The following is a 16,815-nucleotide window of genomic DNA, read 5'->3' on the forward strand; positions in this document are numbered from 1 at the left end:
GCCATGCCCACCCTCATTGACAACACCCGTCCCAAGTCTGACTCCCGGGCGACGGTCTCGGCCGCCGCCCGGGCCAAGGGCAAGGGAGACGCCAAGGGCGGCCTCTACAAGCCGCGCGAGCCGATCTATCCCAAGCTGGTCCATGGCCGCTGGCGCACGGTGAAATGGGCGCTGCTCATCCTCACCCTCGCCGTCTACTACATCACGCCCTGGATCCGCTGGGCCCGGCCCGGCGATCTGCCGCAGCAGGCGGTGCTGGTGGATTTCGCCGGTCGCCGCTTCTACTTCTTCGATATCCAGCTGTGGCCGCAGGAAGTCTATATCTTCACCGGCCTTCTGGTTCTGTCGGCTCTGGCGCTGTTCCTGGTCACCGCGCTGTTTGGTCGCCTGTGGTGCGGCTATGCCTGTCCTCAGACCGTCTGGACCGATCTCTATATCGCGGTCGAGCGCCTGTTCGAGGGCGACCGTAATGCCCGCATGCGCCTGGACGCCCAGCCGATGTCGTTCGACAAGGCTTGGCGCAAGACCGGCAAGCACTTGGTGTGGCTGGGCATCGCCTTCGGCACCGGCGGCGCCTGGATCTTCTACTTCCATGACGCGCCGACCCTGATCCGCACCTTCTGGATCGGGCAGGGGGCCATCACGGCCTATGTCTCCTGCGCCCTGCTGACGGCGACCACCTACATCTTCGCCGGCTGGATGCGCGAGCAGGTCTGCACCTACATGTGTCCCTGGCCCCGGATCCAGGGCGCGATGCTGGACGAGCATTCGCTGCAGGTCGCCTATCTGCACGACCGCGGCGAACCGCGGGGAGCGCACAAGAAGGGCCAGTCCTGGGAGGGACGGGGCGAATGCATCGACTGTCACCAGTGCGTCGTCGTGTGCCCGATGGGCATCGACATCCGCGAGGGCAGCCAGTTGGAGTGCATCAACTGCGGCCTCTGTGTCGACGCCTGCGACGACATTCTCGGACGCCTGGGCCGCCCGACCGGTCTGATCGCCTATGACACCGACTCGGCCGTCGCCGCCCGCGCCTGCGGTCAGAAGGCGACCTACAAGTTCGTCCGTCCGCGCACGATCTACTACGCTGTGGCCCTGGCCCTCGTCTCGGGCCTGACCCTCTGGTCGCTGGTCAGCCGGCCCAAGGCCGATGTCCATGTCATCCGCGACCGCAACCCGATCTTCGTGCGCATGCACGATGGCGCGGTGCGTGACGGCTATACCTTGAAGATCGCCAACCGCACCTTTGAGGATCGTCGCTTCGAGGTCGCGTTCGCGGGCCTGGACGGCGCGCGCCTCAGCCAGCCCGGACACCCGGCCGGCTCCAGCGTGAGCATCCTGGTTCCCGCCGACCAGGTCGTGGCCATGCGGGTCTTCGTCACCGGTCCGCCGGACGCCGACCGACCCTCCAGCCTGCCGGGTCGCTTCGTGATCCGGTCGGGTGATATCCAGACCGAAGCCAAGACCGTCTTCCTTTCCGGAGCCGCGAACCCGCAATGACCCTGGCCGCACCTTCTCCGTCCGTTCCGGTCCCGCCCCCGGAAAAGGGGCGGATCACCGGCTGGCACGTGCTGTTCGCCGTGGTGGCTTTCTTCGCCGTCGTGATCGGGGTGGACACCTTCTTCATGATCAAGGCCTACGGCACCTTCTCCGGTGAGGTCGCTTCCAACCCTTACGAGGCGGGGCTGGCCTTCAACCGCACCCTGGCCCTGCGCCAGAAGGAGGCGGCCCTGGGCTGGACGGCCACGGTCGAAACGCCCCGGCCCGGCGTCGTCGCCCTGCGGATGAAGGACAAGGCCGGCCAGCCGCTGACCACGCTGTCGCTGACCGGAACCCTGGAGCGCCCCGCCACCGAGACGGGGCGTCAGGTTCTTGACTTCAAGCCGACGGGCGACGGCTGGTATCAGGCCAGCGCCAAGCTGGACGGCGCCTGGGACCTGCGGGCCACGGCCCGCAACGCCAGGGACCAGTTCGAGATCGAGACGCGACTGGTGGCGCCATGAACTCGAGCCTGGCCATCCCGCGTGATCTCGAGGCCTTTGTCCGGCGCGACGCGGCGGGCAAGGGTCGTCTTGAGCTTCTGGTCAACGGCGCCCGCTGCGCCGGCTGCATCAGCAAGATCGAGAAGGCCGTGCGGGCTCTGCCGGGCGTCGAAGGCGCGCGCCTGAACCTGACGACGGGCAAGCTGGCCGTCGAACTCCAGGCCACCTCCGCCAATCCGGATCGGGTGGTCGAGGTTGTCGAGGGACTGGGCTATCGCGCCTGCCTGTTCGATCCCACCGAGGCCGCCGCCGCGCAGGACCGCGAGGGCCGCGATCTGGCCATCGCCCTGGGCGTGGCCGGCTTCGGCGCCGGCAACGTCATGATGTTCACGGTGCCCGCCTGGGCCGGGCTGTTTGGCCAGGAGCTGAACGCCTCGACCCTGACGGTGATGTACTGGATGGCGGCCATCGTCGCGACGCCGTGTGCGCTGTTCGCGGGGCGGCCGTTTTTCCGGTCGGCCTGGGCGTCGCTGCGGCGGGGCAAGGCCAACATGGACGTGCCGATCTCGATCGGCGTGATCCTGACCCTGATCGTCAGCTTCTCCGAGACCATCCTGGGCGGGAAACACGCCTATTTCGACGCTGCTGTGACGCTGCTGTTCCTGCTGCTGATCGGCCGCTATCTGGACCATCGCCTGCGCGCCAACGCCCGCTCGGCGGCGCGGGACCTGCTGGCCCTGCAGTCGCCCGTGGCCATGCGCCTCGAAGGCGGGGTCGAGCACGGCGTGCCCGTGGCCGAGGTGCGGGTCGGCGACCGTCTGGTGGTGGCGCCCGGCGACCGCGTACCCGTCGACGGCCGGGTCGAGGCCGGGGTCTCCGAACTGGACAACGCCCTGATCACCGGCGAGACCGCCGTGGCGCCCGTCGGGATCGGCTCGGCGCTGCACGCCGGCGCGCTGAACCTCACCGGCCGCCTGATCATCGCCGTCACGGCGCGCAGCGAGGATTCCACGCTCGCGGCGATCGCGCGTCTGATGGAGGCCGGCGCGCAGAGCCGCTCGGCCTATGTGCGTCTGGCCGACAAGGCCGCCGCCCTCTACGTCCCGGTCGTCCACACGGCCGCCCTGGTCACCTTCTTCGGCGGCTGGGCGCTGGGCCTTGGCCCGCGCGAGGCCCTGCTGCGCGCCGCCGCCGTCCTGATCGTCACCTGCCCCTGCGCCCTGGGCCTGGCCGTTCCCGCCGTGCAGATCGCCGCCAGCAGCCGACTGTTCCGCAAGGGCGTCCTGGTCAAGTCGGGCGCCGCGCTCGAGCGCCTGGCCGAGGTCGATCACGTGGTCTTCGACAAGACCGGCGTGCTGACCGAGGGACAGCCCCGGCTGATCGACGCCCCGCGTCACCTGATCGCCATGGCCGCGCCGCTGGCCCGCGCCTCGCGCCATCCGCTGGCCCGCGCCCTGGCGACAGAGGCCGGCATCGGTCTGGTCGCCGACGACTGCGTCGAAACCCCCGGACAAGGGGTGGAGGGCGTCATCGACGGTCGCCGCGCGCGGCTTGGCCGGGCGGCCTTCGTCGGGGTTCGCGCCGACGGCGCGCGCGAGACCGAACTGTGGTTCGGCTTCGTCGACGACGTGAAGATCCGTTTCACCTTCGAGGACCAGCCGCGTCCCGACGCCGCGGCCACCGTCGCGACCCTTCGGCGGATGGGCCTGGGCGTCGAGATCCTGTCCGGCGACCTGGACGAACCTGTCGGGCGTATCGCGCGCGACGTCGGGCTGGGCGACTCCTGGCGGGCGGGACTGACCCCGTTCGAAAAGGCCGACGTCATCGATCGCCTGAAGGCCGAGGGACGCAAGGTGCTGATGGTCGGCGACGGCCTCAATGACGCCGCCGCCCTGGCCCGGGCCCATGCCTCCATGGCGCCGGGAGCGGCCGTGGACGCGGCGCAGAACGCCGCCGACCTGGTCTTCACCGGACAGGGTCTGGGCGCCGTGACCCAGGCGATCGTCGTCGCCCGCACCGCACGCCGTCGCGCCCTGGAGAACTTCGGGTTCTCGGCGCTCTACAACCTCGTCGCCGCCCCGGCGGCCATGTTTGGCCTGATCAATCCGTTCATCGCGGCCCTGGCCATGTCAGGCTCCTCGATCGTCGTCCTGCTGAACGCCATCCGTCCGGACTGGAGACGCCCGTGACCATCCTGCTGTTCCTGGCGCCCGCCTCGGTCGCCCTCGGCGCCCTGGGGCTGGCGGCCTTCCTGTGGACCATGAAGGCCGGACAGTACGACGACCCCAAGGGCGACGCCGAACGGGTCCTGTACGACCATCTCGAAGATCTTCCCCCGGCGGCCAAGCCGGATTGATCCAGATCAGGGGCAGGCGTCCCGGATCGACAGACAATGCTCCGCCTTCCAGGAGCAAACGCCATGACCGTCGCCCCGGCCCTCGCGCTCGACGCCAATCCCGCCGCCGCCTCCCTGCGCGAGCTGCTGAGCCGTTACGACAGTCGCGCCCCGCGCTACACCAGCTATCCAACGGCCCTGCAGTTTTCCAGCGAGGTCACCGGCGAGCTCTATGGCGACTGGCTGTCGGCGCTGGCCCCGCGCGAGCCCGTTTCGCTGTATGTCCACATCCCGTTCTGCAACCGCCTGTGCTGGTACTGCGGCTGCAACACCCGGGTCGTGAAGAAGCACAGCCTGATCAGCGAATATGTCGATTACCTCATCGCGGAGCTGGCCCTGGTCGAGGCCCGGCTTCCGGGCAAGCTGAAGGCGGGCGCCGTGCACCTGGGCGGCGGCACGCCCAACATGCTGTCGCTGGACGACATGGTTCGGCTGTTCGGCGCCCTGCGCCATGTCTTCCCATTCTCGCCCGGCGTCGAGATCTCGGCGGAGCTGGATCCGGCCATCCTGACCGAGGCCTGGGTCAAGGCCGCCGCCTTTCACGGCCTGACGCGCGCCAGCCTGGGTGTTCAGGACCTGGCGCCGCACGTCCAGGAAGCGGTCAACCGGATCGAGCCCTTCGAGGTGGTGGCCCGCGCCGTGGGCTGGCTGCGCGAGGCGGGGATCGCCTCGATCAATCTGGACCTGATGTACGGCCTGCCGCGCCAGACGGTCGATGACGTGGTCTCGACCCTCGATGCGATCCTCACCCTGCGCCCCGAGCGCATCGCCCTGTTCGGCTATGCCCATGTGCCGTGGGCCAGGCCGCATCAACGGCTGCTGAACGAAGCCGAGCTTCCGGACGCCCAGGCGAGGCTGGCGCAAAGCCAGGCCGCCGCCGAGCGTCTGCTGCGGGCGGGCTATGTGGCCATCGGCCTGGATCACTTCGCCCTGCCGGAGGACGGCCTGGGAACCGGCGCGACCGCCGGAACGCTGCGGCGGAACTTCCAGGGCTACACCACCGATCCTCACCCGACCCTGATCGGGCTGGGCGCCTCGTCGATCGGTCGACTGCCGCAAGGCTTTGTCCAGAACGTCTCGAGCGAGGTGGCCTGGCGCGCGGCGATCAGCGAGGGACGCCTGCCCGTCGCGCGCGGCGTCGCCCTGACCGACGATGACCGCCTGCGCGGCGACGTCATCGAGCGCCTGATGTGCGACTTCACCGTCGATCTGGGAGAGGTCGCGGCCCGTCACGGCGTCGAGCCGTCGGTCTTCGCCGACGACAAGGCGCGCCTGGCGACCCTGGCCGCCGACGGGTTGATCGATCTGGACGGAGATCGCATCACCGTGACGCCGACGGGACGGGCGTTCGTGCGTGTGGCCGCTCGTGTCTTCGATCGCCGGTCCAAGGAAGACGACGGCTTCTCCCGCATCGTCTAGGGCGGATCGACATTCATTTGAGACGTCTGATTTTCAGATCAGAGTGGCCCAAAACACCGCTCATCCCCGCGCAAGCGGGGACCCAAGCTGAGTCTCAGGACAGCCCCGCGCCGTTCTAAAATCTGTAAGCCCCGTTTGGGTCCCCGCTTTCGCGGGGATGAGCGGTGAGACGTATGCCGACCCGCTGAATGTCGATCCCTCCTAGGGCGGCTGCTTGGTCCGGGCGAAGCTTGATCAAGGTCAAGGCGACGCCGTGTTCCAGGCCACAGCATCCCGCCTGCATGACCGATGACGCCGACATAAACCGATTGAGCGCCGTGCCGCTGTTTTCGCCGATGGACGCCACGGCGCTGTCGGCGCTGGGCGAGGCCGGGGAGACGCGCGCCTTCGCCAAGGGGCGGGAGATCGACGTTTACGAGGATGATCGACTGATCGTTCTGCTGAGCGGCGCCGTGGCCCTGAGCGTGCGGGAGGCCGATCGCGTGGCGATCCTGTCGACCGTTCGTGGGCCCCAGTCCCTGAACCTGGCCTGCGTGATGGCGCGGGCCGGCTGCCAGATTCGCTGGCGCGCCCTGGAAGACAGCACCGTGCTGTTGCTGCCCGCCGTCCTGTTCCGGGAAGCCGTGTCCCGCGACCCCGGTCTAGCGGCGAGGGCCTATGCGGAGCTGGCCGTCGCGCATCAGCAATTGCTGTCCGGCGCGGCCGAGCAGCGCCTGCAGAGCACCCAACGCCGTCTGGCCGGCTATCTGCTGTCTTTGGTTCCGCGTCGCAGCGGCCGGGCCAGGGTGCAGTTGCCCTACGAAAAACATCTGCTGGCTTCCCTGCTGGGCATGACCCCCGAGAACTTCTCCCGCGCGCTGGGCCGGCTTTCCGACTACGGCGTGTCGGTCCAGGGTCCGGACGTCGACATCGACAGGGTCGAACGCCTCAGGGCCCGGCTGGACGCGATGTAGGCCGCCGGGCGGCGATCCGTGTGGGGAGGTGGTGCCGGTTGCAGGAATCGAACCCGCGACCTTCGGTTTACAAAACCGCTGCTCTACCAGCTGAGCTAAACCGGCCAATCCATCTCGACATGCGAGCGGGCGCTTTCCTTAGCGTTCGGCCCGCGAACGGGCAATGGGGTAGGGCGCGTTTGACACAGAACGGGGATTGGGATCGCGCTGTCCTCGGATGGGGACGGGGATAGACGCCTCAAGTCCTCCCCCTGAAGGGGGAGGCGGCCGGAGGCCGGTGGGGGAACACCGCATTGAGTCTGCAGCACTTCCCCCTCCGATCGCTACGCGATCGCCTCCCCCGCTAGGGGGAGGACCTGTACGAGCGTCCAGACAATCGACGCAGCCGCGCTCAAACCTCCCGTATTCTGTAGTCACCTCGTCGCGAGGAAAGGGCGCAAGGCCAGCGACCATTGCGGCGGCGGGGTGTGATCGAGCGGGAAGCTCAATCGATGGCGGGAGGGGCGCTTTGCGCTCCAGGCCGTCAACCTCGTTGTTCTCTGGCGGCGGTCGGCCGTGGAAAACAAAAACGACGTGACTTCGAGGGTCGAACGAGCAGCAGGCGGGTCCGGGAGGATCGGCAGTCCGGGCGGGGAGCGCTATCCCGTCCGCCCGTCGGAGGCTTCAAGGCGGCGAGGCCCCAACAGGGCTCGAGCGCCGCGCGCTTTCGCTAGAACGGTCACGCGGAGCGGACGGCTTCGTCGAAACGGTATTTATCTAACTCTTCCGGGCGAGCCCGGACGCTCCGCGACCCTTTCCATCGCCATCGCAGCGAAAGCGCGAGGTCGCGAAGCTGTGCGTCCTTCGAGGCCCGCTGCGCGGGCGCCTCAGGATGAGGGGCTTTGTTCTGATTTCCTCATCCTGAGGTGCGAGCCAGCGGCGAGCCTCGAAGGACGCACGGCTCCACCCGGGACCCACACCGCCGCTTTTGTTTGCGCGTCCGGCCTTCTATATGCGAACGCCTCTGCTCTGATCCCTGACTCCCCGGAAGACCCCGCCTCATGGCTCGTATCCTGATCACCTCCGCCCTGCCGTACATCAACGGCATCAAGCACCTGGGCAATCTGGCGGGATCGATGTTGCCGGCCGATGTCTATGCGCGGTTCCAGCGGGCGCGGGGCAACGAGACCCTGTATATCTGCGCCACCGACGAGCATGGCACGCCGGCCGAGCTGGCCGCCGCCGCCGCCGGCCAGGATGTCGAGACCTACTGCGCCGAGCAGCACATCCTGCAGCGCGATGTCGCGGCGGCCTTTGGCCTGTCGTGGGACTGGTTTGGCCGCTCGTCGTCGCCGCAGAACCGCAAGCTGACCCAGCACTTCGCCGAGGTGCTGGAGGCCAACGGCCTGATCGAGGAACGCGTCGATCAGATGGTCTATTCCATCGACGACAAGCGCTTCCTGCCCGACCGCTATATCGAGGGCACCTGCCCGCACTGCGGCTTCGACAAGGCGCGCGGCGACCAGTGCGACAACTGCGGCAACCTGCTGGATCCGACCGACCTGAAGAACGCCTATTCGGTGATCTCCGGCTCGCGGAACCTGGAGGTGCGCGACACCCGCCACCTCTATCTCCTTCAGACCAAGATGGCCGACAAGATCCGCGCCTGGGTCGACACCCATGGCGACTGGCCCGTCCTGGCCAGGTCGATCGCCTACAAGTTCCTGGATGAAGGCCTGATCGATCGCGGCATCACCCGCGACCTCGCCTGGGGCGTGCCGGTGGTCAAGGACGGCGCGCCGCGTCCGGGCATGGAAGGCAAGGTCTTCTACGTCTGGTTCGACGCCCCGATCGAATATATCGCCGCCACCCAGGAATGGGCTGACGCGCAAGAGGGCCGCGACTGGAAGCGCTGGTGGCGCACCGACGCCGGCGCCGACGACGTCCGCTATGTCGAGTTCATGGGCAAGGACAACGTCGCCTTTCACACCGTCAGCTTCCCCGCGACCATCCTGGGCTCGGAAGAGCCGTGGAAGAGCGTCGACATGCTCAAGGCCTTCAATTGGCTCAACTGGTATGGCGGCAAGTTCTCGACCAGCAACAAGCGCGGCGTGTTCATGGACGCGGCGCTGGAAATCCTGCCGCCCGACTTCTGGCGCTGGTACCTGACGTCGAACGCGCCCGAGAGCAGCGACACCGCCTTCACCTGGGAGATGTTCGCCAGTTCGGTGAACCGCGACCTGGCCGACGTGCTGGGCAACTTCATCAACCGCATCCTGAAGTTCACCGAAGGCAAGTTCGACGGCGTCGTGCCGGATGGCGGCGAGCCGGGTCCGCTGGAAGAGAAGCTGTTCGCCGACGTCTCGGCCCGTCTGGCGGACCTCGCCGAACAGATGGACGCTATCGAGGTGCGCAAGAGCGCCCAGGCGCTTCGAGCCCTGTGGGTGGTCGGCAACGAATATCTGCAGGAAGCCGCGCCGTGGACCGCGATCAAGACCGATCGCGACCGCGCGGCCGTCATCGTCCGCACGGCCCTGAACCTGGCGGCGCTGTACGCCAAGATCTCGGCGCCGTTCATTCCGTTCGCGGCCGGGGAGATCGCCAAGGCCTTCTCTCTGGACGCGCCGGCGGCCTGGCCATCGAACGAGGCGGCGGTCGAGCTCGACAAGCTGCCAGTCGGCCTGTCGGTTCGCGCCCCCGAGGTGCTGTTCAAGAAGATCGACGAGGACATGATCGCCGAATGGACGGCCCGCTTCGGCGGCGCGGAAGAGGCGTGATCCGGGGGCGCGTCAGGCGCGGGCGGCGGCGATGAGCAGCCTGACGCGCCTGAGCGTCTTCTACGTCTCGATCTATCTGGGGACCGGCGTCAGCCTGCCCTATATCGCCACCTTCCTGCGCGATCGCGGCATGAGCGGCGCGGCGATCGGCCTGATCCTGGCCATTCCGATGCTGGCCCGGCCGTTCACCGGCCCGGCCCTGGCCGTGTGGGCCGATGGCTTCACCCTACGCCGCACGCCGATGGTGCTGTTGTCGCTGGGGGCGGGACTGGGCTACGCGGCCCTGCTGATCGCTCCGGGCGCGCTGGGTCTGGCCCTGGCCTGGCTGATCGGCCAGACCCTGTTGTCGACCGTCTCGCCGCTGGTCGATGTGATCACCCTGCGCCGGGCGCGGTCGGAGGGCTTCAACTACGGCCTGCCGCGCGGCACGGGCTCGGCGGCCTTCATCGTCGCCAACCTGATCATGGGCGTGGTCCTGACCTTCGCCGCGCCGAAGATCATTCCGATCTGGATCGCCCTGGCGGCCGTGCTCGCGGCCCTCGCCGCCGCCGTCTTCGTACCGCCCGAGCGGGTCCACGCCGAGGGCGCCAAGCCGCGGGGGGCCGAACGCTGGAAGGGGCTGGGCGTCCTGCTGCGCGACCGCACCTTCATGCTGGCCGTGGCCACCGCCGGCCTGATCCAGGGCGCGCACGCCTTCTACTACGGCTTTTCGGCCATCCTCTGGCGCAAGCAGGGGATTTCCGAGCCGATGATCGGCGTCCTGTGGGGCGTCGGGGTGGCGGCCGAGGTCGGCTTCATGTGGTTCATGGAGCCCTGGCGGCGCAAGATGGGCCCCGAGAAGCTGATGGTGCTGGGCGCTGGGGCGGCCGCGCTGCGCTGGGCGGCCTATGCCTTCTCGCCGCCGCTATGGATGCTGTTTCCGCTGCAGGCCCTGCACGCCCTGACCTTCGCGGCCAGTTTCCTGGCCTCGCTGCGCCTGATCGAAAAACTGACCCCGCCCGCCAACGCCTCGGCGGCGCAGGCGATCAATTCGGCCCTGTCCGGTGGGTTCACCTTGGGCGTGGCGACCCTGTGCGCCGGACCCCTGTTCGACGCGTTCGGGCCCCACGGCTACTGGGCGATGACGGTGATGGCGGCCCTGGGCCTGGCCGGAGCCATCGCCCTGAACCGCCGCACCGGCCATGTTCAGATGTCGTAGTCGATCTCCTGGCCTTCCAGCCAGGCCACGATCTGCTCGGCCGCCTCGACCGGGGTCACGGTCGTGGTGTCGATCCGCAGTTCCGGCGCCTCGGGCGCCTCATAGGGGCTGTCGATGCCGGTGAAGTTCTTCAGCTGCCCTGACCGGGCCTTGGCGTAGAGGCCCTTGACGTCGCGCTGCTCGGCCACGGCCAGCGGGGTGTCGACGAAGACCTCGATGAACTCGCCGTCCTCAAGGATCTCGCGGGCCATGCGCCGCTCGGCGCGGAACGGCGAGATGAAGGCGGTCAGCACGATCAGGCCCGCGTCGACCATCAGCTTGGCCACCTCGGCGACCCGGCGGATGTTCTCGACCCGGTCCTCCTCGGTGAAGCCGAGATTCTTGTTGAGGCCATGACGGACATTGTCGCCGTCCAGCAGATAGGTGTGGCGACCCAGGGCGTGCAGGCGCTTCTCGACCAGATTGGCGATGGTCGATTTCCCGGCTCCCGACAGGCCGGTCAGCCACACGACCTGACCGCGCTGGCTCTTCAGCGCGGCGCGGGATTGCTTCGTGACGTCCGTATGTTGCCAGTGGATGTTGTCGGCCCGCCGCAGGGCGAAGTTCAGCATCCCGGCCCCAACGGTGCGGTTGCTGATCCGGTCGATCAGGATGAAGCCGCCCAGTTCTCGGTTGTCGGCATAGGCCTCGAACGGCACGGGCTGGTCGAGCGAGAGGTTCACGAGTCCGATCTCGTTCAGCTCCAGCCGCTTGGCCGCCGTGCGCTCCAGCGTGTTGACGTTCACCCGGTGCTTGATCTCGGTGACGCTGGCCCCGACGGTCCGGGCGCCAATCTTCAGCAGATAGGCGCGGCCAGGGGGCAGGGGCTCGTCGTCCATCCAGACGACGGTGGCCTCGAACTGGCCGGCGACCGGACTGGGCGCATCGGCGGCGACGATCAGGTCGCCGCGCGAGATGTCGATCTCGTCGGTCAGGGTGAGGGTCACCGACTGGCCGGCCACGGCCTGGGGCAGGTCGTCGGGCAGGGTGACGATGCGGTCCACCTTGCTCTCGCGCCCTGACGGCAGGACGCGGATGCGGTCGCCCGGCTTGACCACGCCCGAGGCGATCAGGCCGGAGAAGCCCCGGAAGTCGAGATTGGGCCGGTTGACCCACTGCACCGGCATGCGGAACGGCTGGGCCTGCAGGTCGTCCTCGACCTGAACCGTCTCCAGCCAGTCCATCAGGATCGGGCCGTCGTACCAGGGCGAGGCCTGGCTCTTGCTGGCCATGTTGTCGCCGCCCAGGCCCGAGATCGGGATCGGCGTGAAGACCGACAGGCCGATCTGGTCGGCGAAGGCGCGATAGTCGGCGACGATGCGGTCAAACACCGTCTGGTCCCAGCCGACCAGATCCATCTTGTTCACGGCCAGCACCACGTGACGGATGCCCAGCAGGCTGACGAGATAGCTGTGACGACGCGTCTGGGTCAGCACGCCCTTGCGGGCGTCGATCAGGATCACGGCCGCGTCGGCCGTCGAGGCGCCGGTGACCATGTTGCGGGTGTATTGCTCGTGGCCGGGGGTGTCGGCGACGATGAACTTGCGCTTGTCGGTGGCGAAGAAGCGGTAGGCGACGTCGATAGTGATGCCTTGCTCGCGCTCGGCGGCCAGGCCGTCGACCAGCAGGGCGAAATCGATCGCGCCGCCCTGCGTGCCGACCCGCCTGGAGTCGGCCTCGAGGGCCGCCATCTGGTCCTCGAAGATCATCTTGCTGTCGTATAGCAGCCGGCCAATCAGGGTCGACTTGCCGTCGTCCACCGAGCCGCAGGTGATGAAGCGCAGCAGAGACTTGTGCTGGTGGGCGACCAGATAGGCGTCGATGTCTTCGGCGATCAGGTCGGAGGGCTTGTAGACGGTCATCTAGAAATAGCCCTCCTGCTTCTTCTTCTCCATCGAGGCGGACTGGTCATGGTCGATGACCCGGCCCTGCCGCTCGCTGCTGGTGGCCAGCAGCATCTCCTGGATGATCTGGGGCAGGGTGGACGCCGTGCTCTCGACGGCGCCAGTCAGCGGATAGCAGCCCAGGGTGCGGAAACGGACGCTCTTCATCTGCGGGACTTCGCCCGGTCGCAGGCGGAAGCGATCATCGTCGACCATGATCAGGCTGCCGTCGCGCTCGACCACCGGCCGCTCGGCCGCGAAGTAGAGCGGCACGATCGGGATGTTTTCCAGGTGGATGTATTGCCAGACGTCCAGCTCGGTCCAGTTCGAGATCGGGAACACCCGCAGACTTTCGCCAGGGTGCTTGCGGGTGTTGTAGAGCTTCCACAGTTCCGGTCGCTGGTTCTTGGGATCCCAGCGCTGCTCGGCCGATCGGAACGAGATGATCCGCTCCTTGGCGCGGCTCTTTTCCTCATCGCGGCGCGCGCCGCCGAAGGCCGCATCGAAGCCGTACTTGGAAAGAGCCTGCTTGAGGCCCTCGGTCTTCCACATGTCCGTGTGCAGGGCGCTGCCGTGGTCGAAGGGGTTGATGCCCTTGGCCTCGGCTTCCGGGTTTTTGTGGACCAGCAGGTCGAACCCGAGATCGGCGGCGACCTTGTCGCGCAGATCGTACATGGCCCGGAATTTCCAGGTGGTGTCGACATGCAGAAGCGGGAAGGGCGGGCGTGACGGAAAGAACGCCTTGGCCGCCAGGTGCAGCATCACCGCGCTGTCCTTGCCGATCGAATACAGCATGACCGGCCGCTCGCACTCAGCCGCCACCTCCCGCAGGATGTGGATGCTCTCGGCCTCCAGGCGCTGGAGGTGGGTCAGGCGGGCCGGCGTGAGGTCGGTCATGAACGGTTCCGGCGGGGCGCTGGGCGCGATCGATGCGAGTTGGGTAGGGGCCAAAACAGGGCTCCGCAAACAGAAAAGGTCCTGATCGTCGCCAAGGTTGGCGGAGCCGGGCCGTGTACCGGCGACCTAGTCAGGGCGGGGCGCGACGGCAACCGTCGGAATTCTGGAGGCGCTGTCAGCTTGGGTGGCGCCGCGCGTTTGATCATGACCAAAAGTTCACTCGGCTTGGATGCGAGTTTGTCGCATAACGCCGCTATCGCATTGTGGGTCGGCCCATGAACTTCCTGGCAGAAATTCTCGCCGTCATGGTTGTCTGGTTGTCCTCCTTGGCGCTGGGCCAGTTTGGCATCGCCGTCGATAAACACGCCCCGCCCAAGCCCGCTCACGAACGTACGGTTTCTCGCTCGCCTCGCGGCTCGGTTCAGCCTCCCGTCGCGGCGGTTCCTCGGTCAACATCCGCGCCGACGGCCTAGGCGGGCGACGATAACGCCCTGCGGCGACGTGAAGCCCTTAAAACTCGCCGGAAGCCGCTTTGCGCGCGAGCTTTTCGCCGCTAGGTTCATTCTCTACGCGAGATTGGGGCAAACGCGCGTTGACTGTTTTCTTGCCCCTCGCTGACCGCCTTGGGACCTTGGCTGTGTATGAAGCCTAAGAAGCGCCAACCGCTCGATTTCTCCACCGTCCCCGTGGAGTCGCCCGCTGAGGAAGCCGTCGCCACGTCCGAAGCCTCGATGTTCGGGGATGACGCGGACATGGAGCCGACCGTGACCGTCAGTCCGCCACGCAGCGAACCCGATTTCGATCTCGATATCGCCGCGCCGGAGCTCTCGTCGCCCCGGGCGCGAGCCGCGTCGCGCCGCAGCCGCGCGGCGGAGCCTGAGGCAAGCGTCTTCGAGCCGCCGCCCATCAGCGCAAGGTCGCTGGCCACCAGCGCCGCGCAACCGCCCGCTCCCGTGCTCGAACCCGAACGCGAGGTCGCGCCAGCGCCGTCCGAGACGCGGGACACGACACCGGACGTCCGTCGCGCCAACGAGGCTTTCGAGCTCCCGACGACCGCTGAACGCGGTCCGATGCCGGCCCTGATGTTCTGGACCTTCGCGGTCGCCGCGGCGTCCCTCTGGGCGTTGGCGCCGATCGCCTTCGCGCTTGGCTATGCGCGCGACGTTCCGGCCTTGAAGGTCGAGGGCTTTGCGCTCGCCGTTTTCATCGGCATGGCCGTTGGCCCGGCCTTGATGACCCTGCTGGGCGCCTATCTCTTGCGTCAGGCTCAGGGCGTTTCGGCCGAGCTCAGGCGCAGTAGAACGCTCACGGATCGTCTGGTCACACCTGCGGCCCTGGCCGCCGCCGGCGCCTCTGGGGCCGTCGAGGCTGTTCGTCACCAGATCGACAATGCAACCGCCGCCGCGGAAGAGGCGCGAGAGCGAATCCTCTCGCTGCGCCAGTCGCTGGCCGAGGAAACCGCCCGGCTCGCCGAGGCGGCGGCGGACTCGGCCCGCATGGCCAATCAACTGGCTCAGGGGCTTGGGCACGAGCGTCAGGCGCTGGAAACCCTGTCCCTGACCCTCGACACGCGGTCCACCGCCGTGGTGGACGCCATCGGCAGCCAGGCCCGAATGGTCGCCGAGGCGTCCGATCTCGCCGAAACCCAGTTGCGCGAAGCCGAAGCCGCCCTGGCCGCTCGCGCCGCCGATCTCGCGGCGGCCGCCGCCGAAGCCTCCGACGCCGCCCGCGTTGGCGCCGAGGACATCTCTCGCCAGATCGCCCGCCTCGAAACGGCGGGGCAGGGTCTGGGCGACCAGATGAACTCGGTTGAAAAGAACCTGGCCCAGCAGCGCGCCGCCCTGGTCGCCGCCAGCCAGACCTTGCGGTCCGAGCAGGAAGACTTCGCCGCCGAGACCGAAACACGGACCGCGCAGCTCACCGAATTCGTCTCCTATACGCGGGTCGGCGCCACCGAACTGAGCGACGTGGCGGCGATGGGCGCCGAGGTGCTGCGCGGCCTGATCGCGGCGGCGTCCGAGCAGTTCAAGGACGTGGCCGAGAGCGCCAAGGCTGAGCGCGAGCGCCTGACCGAGGAGACCGCCAAGGTGCTTACGGCCATCTCTGACGCGGCTGCGGGCCAGCGCGAGGGGCTGGAGATCGAACTCAAACAGGCCATGGAAGCCTTGGCCGAGTCCGCCTTGAAGGCCACGGAAGGCGTGGAGGCGCGCGTCGCCTCCGCCCGCAGCCGTGTGGATCAGTTGAACGAGATCGCCTTCGCCGCGGGGCAGAAGGCCGACACCGTCTTCGAGGCGCGGATGGAGGAGGCTCGCGATCTGATCGAGCAATCCGCCCAGATGGTCGAGCAGGCCGGCGCGCGCACCGCTCAAAAGCTCGCCGACGCTGTGCTGACGGCGCGCGGCACGCTGGGCGAGCTCGAGGCCATGCTCGACGAGGTCGGCCAGCGCACCGCCGACATGCCGGCCGAAGCGCTGCAGAAGGCGCTGGAGGTCCGCGCCTCCATCGAAACGGGCATTCAGGAGATGATGGCCGCCGCCCGTCGGACGGCTGAGGAGACCGCGGCGATCGACCAGGCGTTCCAGGATCGCATGCGCCGCAACTATGACGCCCTGAGCGAAGCCGCCAATTCCATGGGTGGCCCAACGCCGGCGCGGCCGCAACCGGCGATCCCTCGCTCTCGGTTGACGCCTCCGATAGCCCCGCCGCCGGAGCCGCCGCCCGAGGAGCCGGATGACGATCTGCTGGCGGAGGAGCCGGGACCGCGGCCGCGCCTGCGTCTGACTCCGACGGCGACCGATGATGAGTTCCGCTCGGTGTTTGACACGGCGGGCGGCCGTGTTGCTTCGCCTAGCCCGGAGGGCGTTGACGGGCCGGGCAGCGCGGGCTGGTCCTGGCGTTCCCTGCTATCCGGCATCGAGAACAGTTCGCCCGGCGACGCGGCTCTCGGCGAGAAGCTGGCCGCCGAAATCTCGGCCATGGGCATTGATCCCCACGCCCTGCTGCCGCGCGGTCGGATCGATGAGATCGCCGCCGCCATCCAGACGCGTGACGCCTCCGGCGCTCGCGAGGTCGTCAAGCGGCTGGCTCCGGCCGCGATCCGCCGTCTGGTGCGACGCCTGTTCTCGGACGCCGCCTTGCGGGCCAACACAGAGCGTTTCCTCAAGCGCTATGCGGGCATGATCGAGGAGGCCGGCGGACAGGATCGCGAAGGGTTCCTGGTGGCGGCCCTGCTGTCGTCGGACGCCGGGCGCGCCTATTTGCTGCTGGACGCCGCCACCGGCGATCTGGCCTGA

Annotated in this window: 11 protein-coding genes, 1 tRNA gene and 1 pseudogene; 9 read left to right on the forward strand and 4 right to left on the reverse strand. The window is 68.2% G+C overall.

Features of this window, described 5'->3' with window-relative positions:
• Window positions 1-3: 3 nt before the first annotated feature.
• The 6 genes from ccoG (at window position 4) to ACQY9P_RS16190 (ending at window position 6,749) form a co-directional block, all read left to right on the forward strand.
• Window positions 4-1,500, forward strand: coding sequence for a cytochrome c oxidase accessory protein CcoG (gene ccoG, locus ACQY9P_RS16165; RefSeq protein WP_421738190.1), 1,497 nt, complete (start codon window positions 4-6; stop codon window positions 1,498-1,500).
• Complete coding sequence (locus ACQY9P_RS16170) at window positions 1,497-2,003, forward strand: FixH family protein (RefSeq protein ID WP_421738189.1); 507 nt, start codon at window positions 1,497-1,499, stop codon at window positions 2,001-2,003. Before ccoG ends, ACQY9P_RS16170 begins: the two co-directional genes overlap by 4 nt.
• On the forward strand, window positions 2,000-4,171 hold the full coding sequence (locus ACQY9P_RS16175) for a heavy metal translocating P-type ATPase (RefSeq protein WP_421738188.1): 2,172 nt from the start codon (window positions 2,000-2,002) through the stop codon (window positions 4,169-4,171). The genes ACQY9P_RS16170 and ACQY9P_RS16175 overlap by 4 nt, the downstream gene beginning before the upstream one ends.
• Window positions 4,168-4,338, forward strand: a complete 171-nt coding sequence (gene ccoS / locus ACQY9P_RS16180) for a cbb3-type cytochrome oxidase assembly protein CcoS (protein WP_421738187.1) — start codon at window positions 4,168-4,170, stop codon at window positions 4,336-4,338. The genes ACQY9P_RS16175 and ccoS overlap by 4 nt, the downstream gene beginning before the upstream one ends.
• A 63-nt stretch (window positions 4,339-4,401) precedes the next feature.
• Window positions 4,402-5,796, forward strand: coding sequence for an oxygen-independent coproporphyrinogen III oxidase (gene hemN, locus ACQY9P_RS16185; RefSeq protein WP_421738186.1), 1,395 nt, complete (start codon window positions 4,402-4,404; stop codon window positions 5,794-5,796).
• 281 nt (window positions 5,797-6,077) lie between these two features.
• Window positions 6,078-6,749 (forward strand): helix-turn-helix domain-containing protein, encoded by a 672-nt coding sequence (locus ACQY9P_RS16190; RefSeq protein ID WP_421738185.1) that lies wholly within the window; start codon window positions 6,078-6,080, stop codon window positions 6,747-6,749.
• Window positions 6,750-6,778: 29 nt separating this feature from the next.
• Here the strand turns inward: ACQY9P_RS16190 and ACQY9P_RS16195 are convergent.
• Together ACQY9P_RS16195 and ACQY9P_RS16200 are read right to left on the reverse strand one after the other, a co-directional pair.
• A tRNA-Thr gene (locus tag ACQY9P_RS16195) sits at window positions 6,779-6,854 on the reverse strand.
• Between the two features lie 286 nt (window positions 6,855-7,140).
• A pseudogene (locus ACQY9P_RS16200) lies at window positions 7,141-7,253 on the reverse strand (hypothetical protein); the annotation flags it as partial.
• 536 nt (window positions 7,254-7,789) lie between these two features.
• Here ACQY9P_RS16200 and metG point away from each other — a divergent pair.
• Both metG and ACQY9P_RS16210 read left to right on the forward strand, forming a co-directional pair.
• Complete coding sequence (gene metG, locus ACQY9P_RS16205) at window positions 7,790-9,505, forward strand: methionine--tRNA ligase (protein ID WP_421738184.1); 1,716 nt, start codon at window positions 7,790-7,792, stop codon at window positions 9,503-9,505.
• Between the two features lie 31 nt (window positions 9,506-9,536).
• Window positions 9,537-10,703 carry an MFS transporter gene (locus tag ACQY9P_RS16210; RefSeq protein ID WP_421738183.1) on the forward strand — a complete coding sequence of 389 codons (1,167 nt, stop codon included), beginning with the start codon at window positions 9,537-9,539 and terminating at the stop codon, window positions 10,701-10,703.
• On the opposite strand, the gene cysN is transcribed toward ACQY9P_RS16210, so the two are convergent.
• Both cysN and cysD read right to left on the reverse strand, forming a co-directional pair.
• Entirely contained in the window at window positions 10,691-12,604 is a 1,914-nt protein-coding gene (cysN, locus tag ACQY9P_RS16215) for a sulfate adenylyltransferase subunit CysN (protein WP_421738182.1), read from the reverse strand. The two genes, ACQY9P_RS16210 and cysN, sit on opposite strands and share 13 nt — an antisense overlap.
• Entirely contained in the window at window positions 12,605-13,522 is a 918-nt protein-coding gene (cysD, locus tag ACQY9P_RS16220) for a sulfate adenylyltransferase subunit CysD (protein WP_421738181.1), read from the reverse strand.
• A 641-nt stretch (window positions 13,523-14,163) separates the two neighbouring features.
• Between cysD and ACQY9P_RS16225 the strand changes: the two genes are divergently transcribed.
• Entirely contained in the window at window positions 14,164-16,815 is a 2,652-nt protein-coding gene (locus tag ACQY9P_RS16225) for a polar localization protein TipN (RefSeq protein ID WP_421738180.1), read from the forward strand.

Source organism: Caulobacter sp. (assembly GCF_965279145.1).
Lineage (GTDB): Bacteria > Pseudomonadota > Alphaproteobacteria > Caulobacterales > Caulobacteraceae > Caulobacter.